Origin of the sequence: Erythrobacter insulae (assembly GCF_007004095.1) — a bacterium.
GTDB lineage: Bacteria > Pseudomonadota > Alphaproteobacteria > Sphingomonadales > Sphingomonadaceae > Erythrobacter > Erythrobacter insulae.
The window spans coordinates 258,655-279,600 of the sequence record NZ_VHJK01000002.1 but is presented as its reverse complement, the minus strand read 5'-3'; the positions used below and the strand labels follow the sequence as shown (position 1 = coordinate 279,600).

Sequence of the window (20,946 nt, the reverse complement as noted above, 5' to 3'; positions counted from 1 at the left end):
ATGGATATGTCGAAGGTTCTGGTGATTGGAGCAGGCGGAGTGAGCTCGGTTTGCGTCCATAAAATGGCGATGAATTCGGAAATTTTCCCAGAAATCCACCTCGCTAGCCGGACCAGGTCAAAATGCGATGCCATCGCGGCAAGCGTGAAAACGCGTACCGGACAATCTATCGAGACATATGAAATCGATGCCGAGGAGGTGCCTGCGATGGTCAACCTCATCAAAAAAATCGGTGCGGATTTGGTTGTCAATCTTGCGCTGCCATATCAGGATTTGCCGATCATGGATGCCTGTCTGGAAACGGGCGTGCATTATATCGACACCGCCAATTACGAGCCAAAGGATGAGGCGAAATTCGAATATAAATGGCAGTGGGCCTATCATGACCGGTTCAAGGAAGCGGGTCTGATGGCGCTTTTGGGCAGCGGTTTTGATCCCGGCGTGACCAGCGTATTCACGATGTGGCTTAAGAAGCATAAGCTCAAAACGATCCGCACGCTGGACATTCTGGATTGCAACGGCGGCGACCATGGTCAGGCGTTTGCGACGAATTTCAATCCTGAAATCAACATCCGCGAAGTGACCGCCCCCGCGCGCCATTGGGAAAACGGCGAATGGGTCGAGACACCGGCGATGCAGGTAAAGACCGAGTTTGATTTCGAGGCGGTCGGGCCGAAAAACGCCTATCTGATGTATCACGAGGAGCTGGAGAGCCTTTCCAAATTCAATCCCGAAATGGAGCGTGCGCGGTTCTGGATGACGTTTGGTGACGAATACATCAAGCATCTGACCGTGCTGCAGAATGTTGGCATGACCAGCATTGAACCTGTCCGATATCAGGGCAAGGAAATCATCCCGCTGCAATTCCTCGCAGCCGTGCTTCCCAAGCCCGAAAGCCTTGGCGAAACGACCAAAGGCAACACCAATATCGGCTGTATCGCCACGGGCGAGGCGCTGGATGGTTCGGGCGAGAAGACATTCTACATCAACAACATTTGCAGCCATGAAGCGGCCTATGAAGAAACCGGCAATCAGGCGGTCAGCTACACCACCGGCGTGCCTGCGATGATCGGCACGGCGATGATGGTGACGGGCAAATGGAGCGGGAAGGGTGTGTTCAACATAGAAGAGATGGACCCGGATCCATTTATGGACATGCTGAACGCGCATGGCCTGCCATGGCAGGTAAAGGAACTGGACGGGCCGGTGCAGTTTTAATGCCGGTCACATGGTCTGATATTGCCTTTCGACCGGGAGAAAACCTCAGCAAGGAAATCGCGCAGGCCTGGTCATGGTTGCTGAAAAATCGTGATTTCAGGCCGTTCATCGCGTCCAAATTTGGTGATGTTTTCTATGAAACCTCCAGCGGCACGGTTGAATGCCTCAGCTGTTCGCTCGGCGATATAGAAGAGGTCGCCGAAAGCCGCGCCGTATTTGAGCAAACCTGTGATGAGGTGGGCGAAGATGTGATGGTGTGGTTTGGTCCGGGGCTGATCGAAGAATTGCACAGCGCCGGCAAGGTCGCGGGCGCAGATGAATGCTATGCCTTTGCGATTCTGCCGATATTTGCCCAATGCGAATATAGCGCGGCGAATTTGAACGCTGTGCCCGCGCGCGAAGTGTTGGTTGGCTTGGCGCAGGTGCATAGCGAGATTGCCGATTTGCCCGATGGCACATCGGTTCAGATCAAGATTACGGAATAAAAAGTAATGGAAACAAAAGCCGGTGATCCGGGCGCTTTCGCCCATTTTGATCTGTCCCGCGTCGATAGCCCCGCATTTGTTGTAGATGCGGCCAAAATCCGTGAGAATTGTCAGATCCTTGCAGGGATTCGAGACGAAGCCGCGAGCGATGGCGGCTCGATCAAGGTGTTTGCGGCTCTCAAGGCGTTTTCCATGTGGTCGACCGCGCACATTCTTGGTGAATATCTCGACGGGGTATCGACCAGCGGTCTGTGGGAGGCGCGGCTGGCGTCTGAATTTTATGACGGCGAGATTGCGACCTATTCGGCCGCGTTCAAGCCGGAGGAACTGGACGAGATTTGCCGCCTTTCCGAACATGTGATCTTTAATTCCCCCGGCCAGATGAAGCGCGCCGCGCTCATCCTTGACCATGCAGCCACAACCGGCGGCGATGTGTCGGTCGGTTTGCGGATCAATCCGATGGTCGCGACGGGCGAAGTGGCCAAATACGATCCCAGCGCGCCGGGCTCCCGTTTGGGCTTTCCTATCGATCAACTGACCGAAGAGGCGATGGAAGGTGTGGAGGGCATCCACTTTCATAACCTGTGCGAGCAGACTTTTGAGCCGCTTCGCGCGACTTGGGACCGTGTTTTCGATGCGATTGAGCCGTGGTTCGGACAGCTAAAATGGATCAATATGGGAGGCGGGCATCATATCACGCGCGCCGATTATGAGCGCGCAGAGCTGACCGAGTTTCTGCGTGATGCGGCTGCTGATACTGGTGCAGAAATCATTATCGAACCGGGTGAGGCGATTGCTTTGGACGCGGGAATTCTGGTGGGCACGCTGCTCGACACTGGCTTTAATGAAGTGCCCATCGGCATCACCGATATATCTGCGACCTGTCATATGCCGGATGTGTTGGAGGCCCCGTATCGGCCAGCGATGATGGGCGAACTTGCGGGCGAAGATAGCATCCCGATCCGCCTTGGCGGGCCGTCATGCCTCGCAGGTGATGTGATTGGGGATTACCGTTTGCCGGTCCCTGCAGAAGCGGGCGCGCGCTTCGCATTTCTGGATCAGGCGCATTATTCGATGGTGAAGACCAACACATTCAACGGAGTGCAATTGCCCAGTATCTGGTTGTGGGACAGCGAGACGGATGCACTCGAATGTGTAAAACGGTTCGACTACGAAGACTTTAGAAACCGGCTGAGTTAACGGCGCACGTTGCGCCTGCGGCGTCCAAATTGCCCGCCGATCGGGTCTCTTTCAACATTTTGCAGAACCCGCCCGCGTTCGTTTTGATTGATCGCAAGCGCGAGCCCAGCCAGAGCTTCGAACTGCGCAGCGGCCTCTGCAACGCGAGCCTCGTCGCCCTCGGCGTCCAATGATCCGCTTTCGAACAAATCCTGGCTTTCCACGGCGATTACGACAGAACCGCGGGTGAACAGAGCGCGCACCGCTTCACCGTGAAATGCTTTTTCGAGCGCGATCAAGTGTTCAATATAAGACGGGTGGACCAAAACGCGCGCTTCGACCTGATCGTCGCTCCACAGTTCAAAAATATCTTCAAAGTCGGGATGCACCTGATCGACATAGGCGAGCTGATGGCCTTTGAATTTCACATTGTCTTTGCGTCCGCCAAGCCCGAGCCATTTTTGATGTTTACCCGCTCTCTGCAAAAGAGTGGTGGAATGGAATGACCGGCCAAATTCCATCGCGATAATGGCGCCCCGAAACACAGTGACCCATCGGCGGTTTTTGTTCGATCCGCGCCGTTCTTCGAGGTGTGCTTCGTACAATTCAAAGCTGTGCCCTTCCAATCGGCCAAACCAGCGGTCTTCAAAATCGGATCGGTCATAATTCGGGACAAGGCCATAGGTCCGGCAGGCCTCGAATTCTCCGCCTGGCTCAACATCATGGGCGTATTGCACGCCGAGACTGTTCGCGATGGCGGAATTGATGCCGACTTTGATCGCCTTTTTCGCTTCGGCGATGGGCATATATCCCCAGGCATAAACACCGCCAATTGCAAGAGCGGTAAGAATGAACGTGAATGTCCCTGAAAAGAATGGGCCAAACCAAAGGAAGGCCAGAACCGGCAGCAATCCAGCAGCGCCCCACGTCCAGCGCGATGTGGCTTCCGCTTTCGCTTCCGTGCGCATGGCGGATTGCTGGCCAAGCCAGTCGCCAAGCTCCCCGTGCATCAATCCCTGAACATCCGCGCGCATCATTTTGCAAAACCTTTGTTAAAGCTGTGATCTTTTAACCAATAGGAGTTAGGATATAGTTGCTCGCAAAAGGAGGGGTGTACAATGGTTGAGATTCTTGGCTGGTTCTGGACGTCTGCGATTATCGTGATTGTCGTTGCACTTTTGCTGTTGATCATCGGCATTTACAACAATCTGGTTGGCCTGAGACAGAATGTTAATCAGGGCGCGGCCGACATCGATGCACAGCTTCGTTTGCGCCACGATTTGATCCCAAACCTCGTTGAAACGGTGAAAGGTTATGCCGGGCATGAGGCCTCGACGCTGGAAAGCGTCATTCAGGCCCGCAATGCCGCGGCAAAAGGCAATCCGACGTCCGGCGAGGAAAAGGGGCTAAAACTGGCTCTCGATAACCTTTTGGCTCTTGGTGAGGATTATCCCGATCTCAAAGCCAACACCAATTTTCAGGAGCTTCAGAATGAGCTCGCCGATGTTGAAGACAAGCTTGCCGCGTCGCGCCGTGCGCTGAACGCTGCGGTGGCGCGCTTCAATACCTCTCGCGAAGCGTTTCCTGCCGTCCTGTTCGCAGGGGCGCTGGGTTTCCAAGAGGCCGACTTTAATCGGCTCGACGATAGCGAGCAGGGCACCGTGGATCAGACCCCGGCTGTTGCGTTCTAAATCACGGAACTTTTGCGTCTTTCATGATTTATAGTTGCGAGGGCGCGCAGAGGCTTTATATGCGCGCTTCCGCTGCCCCAAGGGACTAAACCGCAAGGCAGCCTCAAAACCGTTTGGTCAAACAGCTGAACCTTCTGGGGGTCCCTTGAATTGCATACGTTTCCTGACGCCAAGACTGTAGCCCGGGCTCTTAAGCCTGACGAGCCGGTCATCCTCAATCGTCCGCACGCTGCCAAGCGCGCTGCAGAATTCTTTGTCGGGAAATTTCCGGGCAAGGTTCTGTACGCTGTGAAAGCGAATCCGGCGCCCGATTTGATCGAGGTTCTGTGGGATGCAGGAGTAACGCATTACGACACTGCCTCCATCGCAGAGGTGCGGCTCGTACGCGGCGTTCTGCCTGATGCGACGCTGTGTTTTATGCACCCGATCAAAACGCCAAGCGCAATCCGTGAGGCTTATTTCAAGCACGGCGTCAAAACCTTCAGTCTCGATAGCATCGAAGAGCTTGAAAAGATCGTCGAGGCCTGCCGCAATCCCGAAACAGGTGAGCCTGCGCAAGATTTGCGTTTGTGTGTGCGCATACGTGTATCGTCCGAATATTCTGAACTGTCACTGGCCAGCAAGTTTGGCTGTGATCTGCTCGAAGCGCCTGAGCTGCTGCAACAGGCCCGCCAGCATTGCGATTGGCTTGGCATCTGTTTCCATGTGGGCAGTCAGGCAATGACACCATTCGCCTTCGTTCAGGCGCTCGATCGCACCCGCGCAGCCATTGCAGAGGCTTCGGTTGTGATTGACATGATCGACGTGGGCGGTGGTTTTCCCAGCATCTATCCGGGTATGGAGCCGCCTCCGCTGGAAGATTACTTCGCGATCATTCATCAGCATTTCTATGCGCTACCCATCGCATACAACGCAGAGCTATGGTGTGAGCCGGGCCGGGCGCTGTGCGCGGAATACAGCTCTATGATTGTGAAGGTCGAAAAACGGCGCGGTAGCGAGCTTTACATCAATGATGGTGCCTACGGCGCGCTGTATGATGCGGCGCATGTGGCGTGGCGTTTCCCCGCAAATGCGCTGGAAGATGACCTGCGCGACGGGCTTGAGGATTTCGCTTTCTACGGCCCCACTTGCGATGATGCCGATTACATGGCCGGCCCGTTCCCGCTGCCTGCGGATATTCAGGCGGGCGACTATATCGAGATTGGTATGCTCGGCGCGTATGGCGCGGCAATGAAAACCGGTTTTAACGGGTTTGGTGATGCCGAATGTGTCATCGTAACTGACGAACCAATGCTGAGCCTGTTCAATGGTACGCGCGTGCGTGAGGACAGCGATAATGTGGTGAGCTTGCGGTAGGAAGCTCGGCAGGCTGATTGCGGCCCGAGTGCAGAATTCCACAAGCCACCTTGCTGTCGGTAACTGGCGATGTGCGTCTTTGAATGCGCGGCTGTTTCGCCGAATTGATCGCGCCTTTGTTGGCCACAATCGCCTGCGTAATGCAGACCTAACTTTGCTCGATCTTCTCCATTCGCTCGCTTAGGGTGAGCCATTCGGCTTCTGCTTCCTCCAGTTCATCGGTCAGGCGTGCCCGCCGCGCCATAAGCTCGCTCATTGGCTTGTTTGCCAATCCAGTTGATGCGCTGGCAGGCTCATACATTGCGCGATCGAGATCGCTACGATCGGACTGCAATTTTGCGATAACTTTATCCAGCTGGGTGACCTGCGCTTTTACAGCCTTCAACTCGGTGCGCTCTTTGGCAGATTTGCCGCGATTGGCTTTTTTGTTTTTGGTACCGCGTTCCTTTTTATTTTGGTTCAGGCCCAGCACCAAGTCGATGTAATCCTGCATGCTTCCGGCATATTCCTTTGCAGTCCCTGCATCGACCAGCACCAGTCGATCAGCGGTCAATTCAACCATATGCCTGTCATGGCTGATCAGAATGACGGCACCAGAGTAATCGTTCAGCGCCTGCACCAATGCTTCGCGCGCATCGACATCGAGGTGGTTCGTCGGTTCATCCAAAATCAGCAGATGGGGCGCATCGCGCGTTACCAATGCCAGCGCGAGGCGTGCCCGTTCACCGCCCGACAACTTGCCCACTTTGCTCGTCGCGCGATTGCCGGAAAATCCGAAGCGGCCCAATTGCTCGCGTATTGCAGATTGCGGTCTGCCTTCCATTGCACGGTTCATGTGTTCGAGCGGGGTTTCATCACCCGCCAATTCTTCCACCTGATATTGCGTGAAATATCCGACCTTCATTTTGCCAGGAGCGTTGATTTCCCCTTCCATCAGCGGAAGCTGAGCGGCCAACAGCCGCGCCAAGGTGGTCTTGCCATTGCCGTTGCGTCCAAGCAGCGCGATCCGGTCATCCGGCTCAATCCGCATGCTCACCTGTCTGAGTATCGGTACATCCGTTTCGTAGCCGACGGCCGCTGTGTCCATGGTAATCATGGGCGGTTTAAGGGCGGCGGGATTGGGGAAATCGAAGCTCAGCGAGGGGTCTTCCATCAACGCCGCAATAGGTTGCATTTTTGACAGCATTTTTGCCCGCGACTGCGCCTGTTTGGCGGTTGACGCACGGGCGCTGTTACGAGCGACATAATCCTCCAGCCTCGCGCGCTGCGCGTCTTGTGAAGCTTTGGCAGAGGCGAGCTGTGCGGCACGCTCAGCTCTTTGCTTTTCAAAACTGTCGTATCCGCCCGGATAGAGGGTCAACCTACCGCCTTGCAGATGCAAGATGTGATCGGCAACTTTATTGAGCAGATCGCGTTCGTGGCTGATCAGTAACAAGGTGGCCGGGTAACTTTTTAGAAAATTCTCAAGCCACAGCGTCGCTTCCAAATCGAGGTGGTTCGAAGGCTCATCCAGAAGCAGAACATCCGGCTCTGAAAACAACAGTGCGCCCAGCGCAACTCTCATTTTCCAACCGCCTGAGAAACTGTCGAGTGATTGGCGCTGCATATCCTCGTCGAAGCCGAGCCCTGTCAAAATGCGCGCCGCGCGCGAGGGCGCACTGTACGCATCGATGGCCAGCAAACGATCATGCACATCGCCGAGCCGGTCCATATCTGTGCAGGTTTCGGCCTCTTCCAGCAATTCGGCGCGTTCGACATCTGCGGCAAGCACGATCTCTTCGGGCGTTACGGAACCGCTTGGCGCATCTTGTGCGATATAGCCGAGGTTGAGCTTTGATGATCTTGAGATCGCGCCTTCGTCCGGCTCAATCTCGCCGATCAGGGCTTTCATCAAAGTCGACTTGCCGGCTCCATTGCGGCCAATCAGTCCGACACGCGCGCCCTGCGGGATCGCGGCACTTGCGTGCTCAAGGATTGGGCGGCCGCCAAGCCGAATAGTGACATCATCAATGGTAAGCATGACCGCGCCTCTAGCAACTCCCAACGCATGGCCCAACGACTTTGATGGCGAAGGGGCAATTTGATTGAACACTTGCTTCGTGCGGTGAGAGGTTTAGCGCCAGATCATGGATATGGAAAACTTGCTGCAACGCTATTTTGGCACCACGGATCTGGGGCAGGTCCAGGTAGACGCGATCCCGATGGCCACGGATAGGATGCTTGTCGATTTTGGGCTTGAAAGCGACCGTGGAAAGCGATTTGCCCTTTGGAGCCTGCTGCACATTCTGGATGCTGCGCCCGATCTGGACGTAGCTTTCGAAGACGAAGCAGATAGGGAGGCGGCGCGCAATTTCATGGATATGATGGCGTCCACCCAATGATTTTCAGCCGCCGAGCGCCCCGTTTCGTGTTTTTGCCGAGGTCTGGCAAACGGGTGCCGGTGTAGGGGCGCACCTTTTACAATGCGCCTGCCGTGATGCAGCCAAATCCCCTGCTGCATTGCCCCATGCCTTCAATCGAGCCTGATATGCCGGGCGTCTGATTGGTCTTGTGGCGCGCGCGCCAGCCTCTGGCTTGCCCGTAAAAGCGGGAAGGGCGGGCCATAAGACCCGCCCTCCTATTCCTATTCTTCATCAAAAAGGCCGGATCAAAGCCCGCCCTTTTAGCTCTTAGTTTAACCCATCGACGCTCTTGCTGACGAGGATATTGACTGCAACGCGGCGGTTTTGCGCTTTGCCATATTCGCTAGCATTATCGGCCGCCGGATCGGAGGCCGCCATACCTGTCGGTGTGAGCATCCGGTAAGGTTTCCAGCGGCATTCCTGCTGAAGGAAATTGACCACGCGGCCTGCGCGCTTTTCGCTCAACTCCTGGTTGATTTCATAACTGCCAGTGGAATCGGTGTATCCAACAACCAAAAGCAAGGCATTGTCCATCGCCTCTGCATCCTCTGCCGCTCGGCACAGCTCTCCGCGTGCTTCGGGTGAAAGGCTGTATTTGCCGCTGTCGAAATAGACGTTGGTTGTGCCTTTGAGATTGTACTGGTCAATATCGCCGAACCGGCCACGCAGTGCTTCGGTGGCGGCTGCGTTTTGCGTGATACGGGCACCTTGTTGTTCGAAACGCTGATTGGTTCCATTACGGATCATCGCCGCCGTTTTGAGATCTTTGTTGCTGAGACCAATTTCGGTCGCGACCAGGCGATTGGCCCATTCGACTGTCTCAACGCTCACTGGCAGACCATTCAGCAAAGCATCCGGTGTAAGCGCAGTGCGCCCCATTCCCAAAAATCCGCCTTTGGCCTTGATCACCGTTCCGCTGCCAAGGGTCACGACCGTTTTGCTACCGTCTGGTGCGGTAATCTGAACTCTGTCCCCGTTGCGGGCGGAAATCAGCCCTTCGATTTCGGGGCCTTGCGTCAGGCCGGTCAAATCGGCTGGTGGTGAGCCCGTTACCGTCGTCAGAACGTCTTCCTGCGTCTGCGCCGAAACCCGGACCGGACCTTCGTCTTGCGCTGCCAATGCGGATGGCGCTGCCATTGAAACGAAAGCCGCGAGCGCCAAGCTGCGCGACCTGTTTGAAGTGTTGATCATTATTCTGCTCCTCTAACCTTGCCCCGCTGGAAGCAGGTTCTCCGTCTGTCGGATGATTTTACAAGCCTAACTGCAACAGGGAGGGTTAATTCGGGCGTAAGATGCGGCGAACCGTGACTGATTAATCTGAAGGCACGGTGCGGCGGCGGGTTTAATCGAACCCGACGAACCGCATGGCGTCCACCGGTTCTTTCCGGTGGGTGTATACCGCGTTGGCCGGAAAGTCCGGATCAGGCCACCCCATCGCAACGGCTTTCATGATCACCTGATCATCAGGAATGCCGGCGTGTTCGCGCACCACCGGGCTTTGCATGATGCCTTGCGAGTTGATGACGCAGCCAAGCCCGCGGGACCATGCCGCATTGACCAGTGCAGTCGTTGCCGCACCGCAATCAAAGGCGGTGTCATCGCTGCTGGAAAGCTCACGATCATAGGTGACAATAACGCAGACAGGTGCGTCGAATTGCCGAAACCCGCGCAGGACCCAGTCCTGGCGTTTGTCCTTGTCATCGCGTTCAATGCCCATCGCACCGAACAGCTGCTTGGCGACTTCAACCTGGCGGTCCCGGTGGACGCCGGCGAATGGTTCGCCCCGGCGAAATTCCCGGCTGTCCGGTTCTCCGGCAAGGATGCGCTCTGTGTTGCCTTTGCGGATGCGGTCCAGCGGCTCGCCGGTGATGACGTGGAAATGCCACGGCTGGGTATTCATCGAAGTGGGTGATCGCATCGCAAGCGAAAGCACCTCTTCGATCAATTCGCGCTCGACCGGCTTGTCCAGATAACCCCGGATCGAACGGCGTCCACGCACCACTTCATCATACTTTTGGTCTGGCGTTCCGCTCACTCATCTCTCCTGTCTCAGACGTTTTCAGTCTGCTAGCGGAGAGATGAGCGGAGTGAAAGCGCTGGCGGTTCAACCGCTGATTGCGCTGGGTTTAAACCGGGACGAATTCATCCTGTCCAGTGCCGGTGACGACGCCTGACATAATCACAACCGACCCATCCGCGCGGTTGATGAAGAATTCGAATACCATCCCGAGCTCTGCGCCCTGGGGTCCAAAGAACCAGCCTCCGAACCCTCCGCCAAAGAAATTGCCGTCAGGACTTGTGCCATTCATTAGGCCCGAGAAATTCTGTTCGGATCCATCGATGGACGTGTCGCCCTGCGCAGTTCCGAGCGCTGTTTCCTGATCAGAAAGAGCTCCGGTTGAAAGGAATTCCCGGCCGATTGCTTCTATTCCAACCCGGATCGATCCATCCGCAGGATTCGCTCGGAAATCTATGTTTGAGCGGTCCAGCGAGAATTGCTGCGTCGTTCCGTCTGAGGCTCTTACGTAGGCATCGCCTTCGATGCTGTAACTGCCATATGATATAAACCCGCTTGACGCTGTCACGGTCGGAATTGGATCGCTTAGCTGAGTGGTTACGCCAAAGGTGCAACGGAATATCCCGCGATTGCCGTTTGGTAGAATCGCGGAAAGTTGCAGGCTTCTTGCGTATGCCGGTGCTGGAGAAAGCGAAGACACGAACCCGTACCGAAACAGTTCGGTTTGTCCGTTGGCATCCTGTCTCCGATAGCTCGCTGTTCCCTCTGCCGAAGAGCTTTGCAAATCAGCCGATCCAAATGAAAGGTTCGCATCGAAAGCGGAAAAACCTGTCGCGGGCGAAATGGTCCACACGTCGGTCGCTGCGGTAAAGTCAAAGCCGAACCCGTTCGTGAACGAAGTCGACGGGAACGTGGCAAAGTTAAAGCCCAGTTCGAAGCCTGAACAGGCGCTCTGAAATGTCTGATTGCCGGTCAGGCTTGCAAATTCGGTGTATGTTGGTGCGGGCGATGGGGCGGGTGTTCCGCCACCGGAACTGCCGCCGCCAGAGCTGCCGCCTCCTGTTTGAGGGGGAGGGGAACTGCCACCCCCGCCTCCGCATGCAACCAAAGCCAGTGCCAGCGCAGCCGCGCCCAAATTTCTGATACGTTTCATAATCCCTCCTGCGATCCCAAGCGCTGGGAGTTATTCTCAGGCAGTAAAAACCCAATGTATCACAGCGACATCAGCACAGATTTATGAGGCATTCAGCGAGCTATATTTTGAAGTAGGGCGCATCGCCCTCGACTGTGACGCGCTCCATCACCCGGCGATCAGGGAAGTAATCGGAGACTGCCAAATGCTGGCACACGCGGTTGTCCCAGAATGCAATCGATCCCGCTTTCCATTGGAACCGGCATTGGATTTCGGCATCCATCGCGGTCTTGTAGAGGTGGGCAAGCAGCCACTGGCTTTCTTCGTTCGACACGCCTTCGATATGCGAAGTAAAGGCGGTGTTGACGTAAATTACCCGTTCGCCTGTTTCGGGGTGGGTCCGGATAACTGGATGGCGTACCGGCGGAAATTTCTCGTGCAAGTCTTCGGGCGCTTTGCCCAATCGTTTGGCAAACACTCTGCTGATATCGTGAACGGCTGTAAGGCCCTCGCAAAACTCTTTCATTTTGTCGGACAGGCGCTCGTAAGCGAGATGCATGTTGGCAAATAGAGTGTCGCCGCCGCATTCGGGCACCTCACGCGCTAACAGAATACTGCCGAGCGAAGGTTTTTCCCGCCACGTGACGTCAGAATGCCAGTAATTCTCCTGACCCCGGCTCCTGGGCCCATGCGAGATGCGCAGAACCTCTGGGTTTGGCTGATCTTTGGGTGTCGCCGGGTGAACTTCCAGATCACCAAAATGGCGCGCAAAAGCGATATGCTGCTCTTGGCTAAGATCCTGATCTCGAAAAAAGATAACCCCATGATTAAGCAGGGCAGTCCGAATTTCTGGAACCCGTTTGCCAACATCAGATGCCGACAGATCGATTCCGCGAATTTCCGCTCCGATAGCCGGTGTTAGGGGCCTGATATCGAGCGCGCCTGTATCGTACGCCGTGCGGTCAAACGTGGTGGCCATTTCTTTCTCCCTCAACAGGGAGGATGCGCGATCAGGCGGCTTTGCGCAATTCCATATCGAGCCGGTCCCAGATTTCGACAAGAGCATCTGTCAGCTCGTCCATCATGATTTCACTGTGATTGGGGCCAGGTGTAAATCGCAGACGTTCTGTGCCGCGAGGTACGGTGGGGAAATTGATCGGTTGGACATAGACCCCGTATTCCGCGAGCAGAATATCGCTGATCTTCTTGGCGCGGATCGGGTCGCCCACCATCAGCGGCACGATGTGGGTAACGCTGTCCATGACTGGCAAACCCGCTTCTGCAAATTTCAGCTTGAGCATCGCGGCAGCCTGTTGCTGCGCATTGCGTTCTACGCTGGACGATTTGAGGTGCTTTACCGATGCCAGCACTCCGGCGACCAGCACTGGCGATAGCGAAGTGGTGAAAATGAAACCGGGTGCATAGGACCGGATGCAATCGACGATCCGGGTATCGGCCGCGATATAGCCGCCCATCACCCCAAACGCTTTGCCCAGTGTGCCTTCGATAATGTCTATCCGGTGCGCCGCATTATCGCGTTGCGAAATGCCGCCGCCATTCTCGCCATACATGCCAACAGCGTGAACTTCATCGATGTACGTGAGCGCGTTGTATTTCTCGGCGAGGTCGCAGATCGCGTGGATCGGCGCGACGTCGCCTTCCATCGAATACACGCTTTCAAACGCGATCACTTTGGGCGCTTCGGGGTCTTCTGCGGCGAGCATTTCTTCGAGATGCGCCATATCATTGTGGCGGAAAACGCGTTTTTCACAGCCAGAATTGCGAATTCCCGCGATCATGCTGGCATGGTTCAAAGCGTCGGAGAATATCACACAGCCCGGCAACAGCTTGCCCAGTGTTGAAAGGGTCGCGTCATTCGACACGTAACCGCTTGTGAAAGTCAAAGCGCTGTCTTTTCCGTGCAGCTGGGCCAGCTCTTTTTCCAGCTCAACATGAAGGTGCGTGTTGCCGCCGATATTGCGCGTGCCGCCTGAGCCTGCACCGACATCATGCAATGCGTTCTCCATCGCGCCGATGACCTTTTCATGTTGGCCCATGCAAAGGTAATCATTCGAGCACCACACGGTGATCGGTTTCGGCCCGTTGTGGCCGTGGAAACAGCGTGCGTTCGGATACGCGCCTTTGGTGCGCATGATATCGATAAAGACCCGGTAACGGCCTTCTTCGTGAAGCTGGTCAATCGCAGTGTTGAAAATCTGATCGTAGTTCACGTGTGTTCTCGCGCGCGTCGTTTTTCCGGATGCCGGCAATGGCGGACTTTTATAGCGATAGAACTAGGCAATCGGTTCCCCGTTTGCCACCGCGATCTTTGCAATCGACTCGCAGCTAGAATTCGCGGATTTCATTGATGCCAAGCTTGGCAAGAGCAGGCGAGAGCGCTTTGAAGCTTTCAAGGGGGCCTGTCGTCACGGCGAAATCCGGGTGCCCGGCGGCGAAATCCTGTCCTTGGGTCAGCGTGACAATCCGCCGCGCAATTCCCTTGGCGCCGTCAATCAAGCTTACATGATCGCCAAGCACCTGCGCCAATTCCGACCGCAGAAGCGGAAAGTGGGTGCAAGCCAGCACGACAGTATCGATTGATTCTGCACCGGGTTTGGCAAGCAGGCCGGCAATCGCTGCTTTTATCTCTGCCTGATCCACCGGTTGCCCGCGTAATTTGGCCTCGGCTGGTTCAACCAGGCCCGGAGCCGCATGGCGGATCAGGACTTTGCCTGCCGCAAATTCGCGCTCAAGATTGTCTACATATGCCTGCCGAATTGTCGCTTCGGTTCCGAGCAGACCAATGGTCCCGGTCTTTGTCTGGGCCGCGGCGGGTTTGATAGCGGGCACAGTGCCTACAATCGGGATTTCCAGAACATCGCGCACCATTCCCAAGGCGATTGTGCTGGCCGTGTTACAGGCGATGCAGATCAAGCGCGGACGATACCGCTCTGCCATCCGGCCCAGCAGACCGCACACGCGCGCTGCGACTTCGGCTTCGGTCTTAGTGCCATATGGCAGACCCGCCTGATCAGCGGCGAAAATCACCGGAGCATCGGGCAGCGCATGGCGCAGCTCTTCCAACACCGTCAGCCCGCCGACGCCGGTATCTAGGATCAGTATAGGAGAGGATGGATCGGTAATGGCTCTATTTATCCAGTGCGAACTTGCCGTTCCCCGGTCTATTACTTAGGCACAGGCAAAAGTGAACCAAGCATTTGACTGAAGGACCATAATGGAACCGATTTTTGCAGCATTGCTGGGCTTTGTATGCGGATCGATACCCTTCGGTCTTTTACTAACCAAAGCCGCCGGCCTGGGCGATGTGCGCGACATTGGCAGCGGGAGCATCGGCGCGACCAATGTGCTGCGCACAGGCAACAAAGGGCTGGCTGCCGCAACAGTCCTGTTAGACGCAGCCAAAGGCGCGCTTCCGGTGCTAATCGCGCCGATCTTGTTTGTTCAGGACCAAGCCACCGCACCGGGGTTTTGGAGCGATTTGGGCGGCATTGCGGCCATTGCTGCTGTTGCCGGACATTGCTTTACACCGTGGCTCAAATTCAAAGGCGGAAAAGGCTTTGCCACCGCCGCCGGTGTGCTGCTCGCCTTGGCGTGGCCCGTGATGCTTGTCAGCGCAGCGATCTGGGCCGCGACCCTTGCGATCAGCCGCATTTCTTCGGTTTCTTCGATGACGACAGTTGTTGCCGCGCCTGTGGCGGGATTTGCGATGGGATACCCGGCTGTAATCGTCCCATTGATCGCGATTGCCGTAATTGTTTTAATCCAACACCGCGCCAATATCGGGCGGTTGATACGCGGTGAAGAGCCGAAGGTTGGCGCTGGAAAGTGAATGAAACGGCGTCTTCTTCGCTAACGCAGGCGGAGGCATTCGCCCGTATTCGCCTGCTGCGCTCGCCCAATATCGGCCCGGTCAGCTACGCACAGCTGCTCGCCCGCTTTGGCACAGCAGAGGCCGCGCTTGAGGCGCTGCCAGACCTCGCGAGTAGGGGCAAAACTGCGTACCGTGCGGCATCGCCTGACCGGATAGAGGCAGAGGTCAATGCCGTTCGCAAAGCTGGCGCGCGTTATCTGTTTCATGATCAGGGCGATTATCCCGAATTGCTCGCGCAGATCGAAAGCGCGCCGCCGATAATCACATGCCGCGGCGATCTGTCGCTGGCATCCCGGCCATGCGTCGCGATGGTCGGTGCGCGCAATGCGAGCGCCGCTTCGGTCAAGCTGGCCCGCAATTTCGCCGGCGCGCTTTCCGAAGCCGGCTTTACCGTCGTATCGGGCCTTGCTCGGGGCATCGACGGGGCAAGTCATGAGGGGGCATTTCCGCGCACGATTGGCGTCATCGCAAGCGGGATCGAAATTGCATATCCGCCGCAGCACGCCGATCTGCAAGAACGCATCGCCTCCGAAGGTTTGCTGATTGCAGAACAGCCACCCGGTACCGAACCGCGCGGGCGCCATTTTCCCAGCCGCAACCGCATCATCGCAGGTCTGGCGAGCGGGACTTTAGTGGTGGAAGCAGCCCCAAAATCAGGCACATTGATCACCGCGCGCCTCGCTGGAGAGGCAGGCCGCGAGGTTATGGCGATACCGGGTTCGCCGCTTGATACGCGCTCCCTCGGTTGCAATCAGCTGATCCGTGACGGGGCTGTCCTTGTCCAATCAGCAGAGGAAGTTATCGAGCTGTTGCAAGGTTTTACCGGCGCACCGCGTTCGACATTCCGGGTGGCCGAAGAATCTCAGGATTTCGATTACAGCGAACTTGCAGCGGCCAATCCGTCTTACGCAAAGGATGATGTGGCCAGCCTGCTTTCCACTGCGCCAATCTCAGTTGATGAGCTGATCCGTCAATCAGGAGGCGATGCGGCCTCGGTGCATATGGCTCTGCTAGAGCTTGAAATCACTGGGGAACTCGAACGCCATGGCGGCGGTTCTGTTAGTTTGACCGGTCCAGCCCAATAAGGCGGGAAGCCGCGCACAGGATCATGCGATGAAACAGCCGCTGACATTATCCAACATGCTCAATCAGACTTTTTGGGAGCTGAAGTCGAATGGGCGGATATTTGGAATTTTCCTCGCCGTCATGGTGCCAATCACCGCGTCGTTTAACTGGCTTGACGTTGGATCGCCGGGCGATGGCTTTGATTTCGGTTTCGACATAAATTTCACAGAAAATCTGCTTGCGGTTGGAGCTGGTCTTGCCGCGCTGTACCTTGCACTGTGGCTTGTCAGTATTGCGCTGACCTACTGGTTTTACGCTGCGTTGATGGCGCGCGATCCGTCGCCCGGTTTCCAGCGATTCTGGCCGTGGGCGGGCATTTACATCCTCGCCACATTGGGCATCGGGTTTGGATTGATCCTTTTGATTGTGCCTGGAATCATTCTTATTGTGCGTTGGTCGATTGTCCTGCCGTTGGTGATTGAAGCCAAATCGCCTGCGATGGACACTTTTGGCGAAAGCTGGGAGGCGACGAGCGGCTCCGCGTGGTCGATCCTCGGGACTATGATCATTTTGCTGATCGTGACCTTCGTAACTGGGGCGGTTTTGGGCGGTGCTTCTGCCATGTTGTCCGGGTTTATCGGGGCGCCAACTCTGATCGCTTCTGCCGTGACCGACGCTCTGATGTCGGCGCTTTTCATCGCGTTCGCTGTGGCGGTATTTCGGCTTTGTCACAACGAAACGAAAGAGCTGAGCGAGGTTTTCGCCTAAATGCGAGGCTGACATTGCCTCGCGTTGCTCTATACGCCCTGCAAATGAAGGGGCCTAAAGAAGTTACACGAACATTCGAATAGGCTCTTGACGCTTTACGAACGCCGACCCCACTCTCGCGCGTACGTACACATGTAGGGACAAAGATTAGACCATCATGCAGCTTGTCATCGTTGAATCGCCAGCCAAGGCGAAGACTATCGAAAAATATCTGGGTAAGGATTTTAAGGTTCTGGCTAGCTACGGCCATGTCCGTGATTTGCCTCCCAAGGATGGCAGCGTCCGTCCCGATGACGATTTCGAGATGGATTGGGAATTGTACCGCGACAAACAAAAGCGGTTCAAGGAAATCAGCGACGCAGCCAAGGATGCAGACCGGCTGGTCCTCGCGACCGACCCTGACCGCGAAGGCGAAGCGATCAGCTGGCATGTTCAAGAGCTGCTGAGAAAGCGCAAGAACCTGCCGGCGAAGGTCGACCGCGTGACCTTCAACGCGATTACCAAATCTGCCGTTACCGAGGCCATGAAATCACCGCGCGAGCTCGATCAGCCCTTGATCGATGCGTATCTTGCGCGCCGCGCGCTTGATTACCTGTTCGGCTTTACCTTGTCGCCAGTGCTCTGGCGCAAGCTGCCCGGTGCAAAGTCCGCTGGCCGTGTGCAATCGGTTGCGCTGCGTCTGATCGTAGATCGTGAGCGCGAAATCGAAGCGTTCAGGCCGGATGAATACTGGTCGGTACTGGCCAAACTTCAACACGATGGCACCGAATTCGATGCACGGTTGGTTCGGTATAAAGGCGAAAAGCTGGACAAGCTCAGCCTCGGTGCCGAAGGCATTGCGATGGAGGCCAAGGCCGCGGTTGAGAGCGGGCGCTTTACGGTCGAAGGCGTCGAAACCAAACCGTTCAAACGCAATCCATCGCCGCCATTTACCACGTCAACCCTGCAACAGGAGGCATCGCGCAAGCTCGGCTTTTCTGCGAGCCACACGATGCGTCTCGCGCAGTCACTGTATGAAGCAGGTGCCATCACATATATGCGTACCGATGGTGTGCAGATGGACATGTCGGCCATCATGGCCGCACGCGACGCGATTGAAGAGCGTTTTGCGAGCGAATATCGCCCGGAAAAACCGCGCTTTTACAGCTCTAAAGCCAAGAACGCTCAGGAAGCGCACGAAGCAATCCGCCCAACCAATTTTACGCGCGATAAAGCGGGCACAGGCGATGAGGCAAAGCTTTATTCGCTGATTTTCAAGCGCGCCATGGCGAGCCAGATGTCCTCGGCCCAGCTTGAACGCACCACAGTTACCCTGCGCGATGCCACCGGCCAGCATGAACTGCGCGCCACCGGGCAAGTCGTTAAATTTCCGGGCTTCTTCGCGGTTTATCAGGAAGGTTTTGACGACAAATCAGACGACGATGATGACGGCCTGTTGCCAGCGATGAAAGATGGCGATGCACCGGCCAAGACTGCGGTTGAGGCCAATCAACACTTCACGCAGCCGCCCCCGCGTTTTTCTGAGGCATCGCTCGTCAAACGGCTCGAAGAACTCGGGATTGGCCGCCCATCGACATATGCCTCGACCATTCAGACACTGCGCGATCGCGACTATGTGCGGATGGAAAAAACCCGTTTCCACGCAGAGGAAAGCGGGCGTTTGCTCACAGCATTCCTCGAACGGTTTTTCCCGACCTATGTCGCCTATGATTTTACCGCCGGAATGGAAGACGAACTGGATGTCGTGTCTGACGGGCGCGAAGATTATAAAGTTCTGCTGACGAAATTCTGGAAAGATTTCAAACCCAAGACCGAAGAGGTCATGGAAAAACTGCCGAGCGAAATCACCGAAGTGCTCGACGAGTATCTGTCCGACTATCTCTTTCCAGAACGCGAAGACGGCAAAGATGCGCGTTTCTGCCCGCTATGTGATCAGGAAGGTCGAGAAGGCGGCAAGTTGAACCTGCGCGGCGGGCGTTTTGGTGCGTTCATCGCGTGTCAGAATTATCCTGAATGCAAATACACCCGCCGGTTCGCCCAGCCCGGCGCTGATGGCGCAGATCCTGCCGAAGACGGTTTGATGGGCGAACATCCCGAAACCGGGGCAGAAATCCATCGCAAATCAGGCCGTTTTGGTCCGTATGTCGAAATGGAAGTGGACGATAAAAAGAAACGCGCGTCGATCCCGAAAGACCTTGACGATTTTGACCTTGAATGGGCGATCAAGCTGCTCGATCTGCCGCGCATCGTGGGCGCGCACCCTGAAACAGGGAATGAAATCGAAGCGGCCATCGGACGTTACGGCCCATATCTTCGCCATGACGGCAAATATGCCAAGTTGACCAGCACTCGCGATGTGTTCGACACGGGCATGAACGCGGCGGTCGCGTTGCTTGCCGAGGCCGCCAATCGCAAGGGCGGTTCACGCGGCAAGGCGGAACCGATCAAGGTTTTGGGCGAACACCCGACCAGCGGCGGAGAGATCAAGGTGATGCCGGGCCGTTATGGCCCCTATGTCACCGACGGCAATGTCAACGCGACGATCCCGAAAGATGTGAAGCCTGAAGATGTCGAAGCTGCGCAGGCTATCGAGCTGATTGACGCGCGTGCAGCCAAAGCGCCAGCCAAGAAAAAGGGCCGCAAAAAAGCCGCGCCCAAGAAAAAGGCTGCAACCAAAAAACCGGCGGCTAAAAAGAAGGCTCCAGCCAAGAAAAAGGCACCGGCAAAGGACGCGTGAACACCACTGCTGCGCTCATTTTGAAAAAGCGAAGCGGGCGCTCATAAATCCTTTAGTATTTCTCCGTAACACGTGTCTCGATATCGAGGGCCAAGACACGTGATTGAAATCGAAGTTCAAAACGAGACCCACCAAAACCAGGAGCGCATCCGCTTTGCGGCTGTTCCGCGCATTGGTGAGGGGCTGCGTCTGCGCGAACCTGATGGCATGTGGGCGAGCTATGATGTGCTCGATGTTTGGTACCAAAAGGCCGAATATGGCGACATCTGGATGCCCTATCTGCATATTCGAATGACACCGGGCGAGGTCGGCACAGAATCCGATGGCGCTCATCCTTTGCACGGCGAAACCAATTTCGCGACACTGGGCGGGGAGCACGAACCATTCAAAATTTAATCAAACGCAACGCCGGTCCCAATCGCAACAAGCATGTCATGGACGGCAAGACGCTGGCCGAACGGCTGACACAGGCCCGTGAAGACGTGCAGCCTGTCGACACGCCAGAAGACGTCGCCGAAGCAATTGAGGCGGCTCGTGCTGGCTCAGACGAATCTGCAACGGACGCTATAGTTGAACAAGCGAAAGCCATGCGCGGCCGTTTCGATGGTGTAGAAACACCCAAACAGACGGCCAAAGTCTGTCTGATCGTTGATGACAGCCGGGTGATCCGCAAAGTCTCTTCGAAGATCGCAAGAAGTCTCGGCTATGTGCCGATCGAAGCGGAGAATGGCGAAGAAGCTCTGGCCCGTTGCAAGAAATCTATGCCGGCAGTGGTTCTGACCGATTGGAACATGCCTGAAATGGACGGGATCGAATTTGTTCGCCAGCTGCGCGCAATTCCGACGCCCAAAGAACCCATTGTGATGTTTTGTACGTCCAACGGAGAGGCAAAAGACATCCACGAAGGCATCGGAGCAGGCGCGGACGATTACATCATCAAACCATTTGACGAGACGGCATTGCGCGCCAAGCTCGAAAAATTTCACCGCGGTTGATCAACTAAT

21 protein-coding genes are annotated in these 20,946 nt (G+C 56.0%); 12 read left to right on the top strand and 9 right to left on the bottom strand.

Annotation, left to right across the window (positions count from 1 at the left end; genetic code table 11):
* Nucleotides 1–6 precede the first annotated feature (6 nt).
* The 3 genes from FGU71_RS13935 to FGU71_RS13925 are packed head-to-tail and all read left to right on the top strand — an operon-like array spanning nucleotide 7 to nucleotide 2,903.
* Complete coding sequence (locus FGU71_RS13935; RefSeq protein WP_142789451.1) at nucleotides 7–1,218, top strand: saccharopine dehydrogenase family protein; 1,212 nt, start codon at nucleotides 7–9, stop codon at nucleotides 1,216–1,218.
* The gene (locus FGU71_RS13930; RefSeq protein WP_185960324.1) at nucleotides 1,218–1,703 is read left to right on the top strand and encodes a hypothetical protein; all 486 of its coding nucleotides are present in this window, start codon (nucleotides 1,218–1,220) and stop codon (nucleotides 1,701–1,703) included. The genes FGU71_RS13935 and FGU71_RS13930 overlap by 1 nt, the downstream gene beginning before the upstream one ends.
* Before the next feature lie 6 nt (nucleotides 1,704–1,709).
* Nucleotides 1,710–2,903: a carboxynorspermidine decarboxylase gene (locus FGU71_RS13925; RefSeq protein ID WP_142789385.1), complete on the top strand. Its 1,194-nt coding sequence runs from the start codon at nucleotides 1,710–1,712 to the stop codon at nucleotides 2,901–2,903.
* On the opposite strand, the gene FGU71_RS13920 is transcribed toward FGU71_RS13925, so the two are convergent.
* Nucleotides 2,900–3,919, bottom strand: a complete 1,020-nt coding sequence (locus FGU71_RS13920; RefSeq protein WP_234035798.1) for a DUF3137 domain-containing protein — start codon at nucleotides 3,917–3,919, stop codon at nucleotides 2,900–2,902. The two genes, FGU71_RS13925 and FGU71_RS13920, sit on opposite strands and share 4 nt — an antisense overlap.
* An 81-nt stretch (nucleotides 3,920–4,000) precedes the next feature.
* Here FGU71_RS13920 and FGU71_RS13915 point away from each other — a divergent pair, with 81 nt between their 5' ends.
* Both FGU71_RS13915 and FGU71_RS13910 read left to right on the top strand, forming a co-directional pair.
* The gene (locus FGU71_RS13915; RefSeq protein ID WP_142789383.1) at nucleotides 4,001–4,573 is read left to right on the top strand and encodes a LemA family protein; all 573 of its coding nucleotides are present in this window, start codon (nucleotides 4,001–4,003) and stop codon (nucleotides 4,571–4,573) included.
* 150 nt (nucleotides 4,574–4,723) lie between these two features.
* On the top strand, nucleotides 4,724–5,929 hold the full coding sequence (locus tag FGU71_RS13910; RefSeq protein ID WP_142789381.1) for a type III PLP-dependent enzyme: 1,206 nt from the start codon (nucleotides 4,724–4,726) through the stop codon (nucleotides 5,927–5,929).
* Nucleotides 5,930–6,077: 148 nt separating this feature from the next.
* On the opposite strand, the gene FGU71_RS13905 is transcribed toward FGU71_RS13910, so the two are convergent.
* Complete coding sequence (locus FGU71_RS13905) at nucleotides 6,078–7,949, bottom strand: ABC-F family ATP-binding cassette domain-containing protein (RefSeq protein ID WP_142789379.1); 1,872 nt, start codon at nucleotides 7,947–7,949, stop codon at nucleotides 6,078–6,080.
* Between the two features lie 106 nt (nucleotides 7,950–8,055).
* Here FGU71_RS13905 and FGU71_RS13900 point away from each other — a divergent pair, with 106 nt between their 5' ends.
* Nucleotides 8,056–8,310 (top strand): hypothetical protein, encoded by a 255-nt coding sequence (locus FGU71_RS13900; RefSeq protein ID WP_142789377.1) that lies wholly within the window; start codon nucleotides 8,056–8,058, stop codon nucleotides 8,308–8,310.
* A 76-nt stretch (nucleotides 8,311–8,386) separates the two neighbouring features.
* Here the strand turns inward: FGU71_RS13900 and FGU71_RS14160 are convergent, their stop codons facing one another.
* From FGU71_RS14160 to murI, 7 genes are all read right to left on the bottom strand, one after another.
* The gene (locus tag FGU71_RS14160) at nucleotides 8,387–8,533 is read right to left on the bottom strand and encodes a hypothetical protein (RefSeq protein ID WP_185960323.1); all 147 of its coding nucleotides are present in this window, start codon (nucleotides 8,531–8,533) and stop codon (nucleotides 8,387–8,389) included.
* 65 nt (nucleotides 8,534–8,598) lie between these two features.
* The gene (locus tag FGU71_RS13895; protein WP_142789375.1) at nucleotides 8,599–9,522 is read right to left on the bottom strand and encodes an OmpA family protein; all 924 of its coding nucleotides are present in this window, start codon (nucleotides 9,520–9,522) and stop codon (nucleotides 8,599–8,601) included.
* 151 nt (nucleotides 9,523–9,673) lie between these two features.
* Nucleotides 9,674–10,366: a nitroreductase gene (locus FGU71_RS13890; protein ID WP_142789373.1), complete on the bottom strand. Its 693-nt coding sequence runs from the start codon at nucleotides 10,364–10,366 to the stop codon at nucleotides 9,674–9,676.
* 91 nt (nucleotides 10,367–10,457) lie between these two features.
* Nucleotides 10,458–11,501, bottom strand: a complete 1,044-nt coding sequence (locus tag FGU71_RS13885) for a hypothetical protein (RefSeq protein WP_142789371.1) — start codon at nucleotides 11,499–11,501, stop codon at nucleotides 10,458–10,460.
* 100 nt (nucleotides 11,502–11,601) lie between these two features.
* Nucleotides 11,602–12,459, bottom strand: coding sequence for a TauD/TfdA dioxygenase family protein (locus FGU71_RS13880; protein WP_142789369.1), 858 nt, complete (start codon nucleotides 12,457–12,459; stop codon nucleotides 11,602–11,604).
* Nucleotides 12,460–12,490: 31 nt separating this feature from the next.
* A complete protein-coding gene (gene hemA / locus FGU71_RS13875; protein ID WP_142789367.1) occupies nucleotides 12,491–13,711 on the bottom strand; it encodes a 5-aminolevulinate synthase in 1,221 nt (406 codons plus the stop codon).
* 115 nt (nucleotides 13,712–13,826) lie between these two features.
* The gene (murI, locus tag FGU71_RS13870; protein WP_407644414.1) at nucleotides 13,827–14,567 is read right to left on the bottom strand and encodes a glutamate racemase; all 741 of its coding nucleotides are present in this window, start codon (nucleotides 14,565–14,567) and stop codon (nucleotides 13,827–13,829) included.
* Nucleotides 14,568–14,715: 148 nt separating this feature from the next.
* On the opposite strand from murI, the gene plsY reads away from it, so the two are divergent.
* The 6 genes from plsY to FGU71_RS13835 all read left to right on the top strand — a co-directional run bounded on the left by plsY (nucleotide 14,716) and on the right by FGU71_RS13835 (nucleotide 20,937).
* On the top strand, nucleotides 14,716–15,330 hold the full coding sequence (gene plsY, locus FGU71_RS13865; protein ID WP_142789363.1) for a glycerol-3-phosphate 1-O-acyltransferase PlsY: 615 nt from the start codon (nucleotides 14,716–14,718) through the stop codon (nucleotides 15,328–15,330).
* Nucleotides 15,327–16,457, top strand: coding sequence for a DNA-processing protein DprA (gene dprA / locus FGU71_RS13860; protein ID WP_142789361.1), 1,131 nt, complete (start codon nucleotides 15,327–15,329; stop codon nucleotides 16,455–16,457). Before plsY ends, dprA begins: the two co-directional genes overlap by 4 nt.
* 28 nt (nucleotides 16,458–16,485) lie before the next feature.
* On the top strand, nucleotides 16,486–17,205 hold the full coding sequence (locus FGU71_RS13855; protein ID WP_142789360.1) for a glycerophosphoryl diester phosphodiesterase membrane domain-containing protein: 720 nt from the start codon (nucleotides 16,486–16,488) through the stop codon (nucleotides 17,203–17,205).
* 157 nt (nucleotides 17,206–17,362) lie between these two features.
* A complete protein-coding gene (gene topA / locus FGU71_RS13850; RefSeq protein ID WP_142789359.1) occupies nucleotides 17,363–19,942 on the top strand; it encodes a type I DNA topoisomerase in 2,580 nt (859 codons plus the stop codon).
* 99 nt (nucleotides 19,943–20,041) lie between these two features.
* Entirely contained in the window at nucleotides 20,042–20,338 is a 297-nt protein-coding gene (locus FGU71_RS14255) for a hypothetical protein (protein ID WP_234035797.1), read from the top strand.
* A gap of 38 nt (nucleotides 20,339–20,376) precedes the next feature.
* Nucleotides 20,377–20,937: a response regulator gene (locus tag FGU71_RS13835; RefSeq protein WP_325053193.1), complete on the top strand. Its 561-nt coding sequence runs from the start codon at nucleotides 20,377–20,379 to the stop codon at nucleotides 20,935–20,937.
* Nucleotides 20,938–20,946 lie beyond the last annotated feature (9 nt).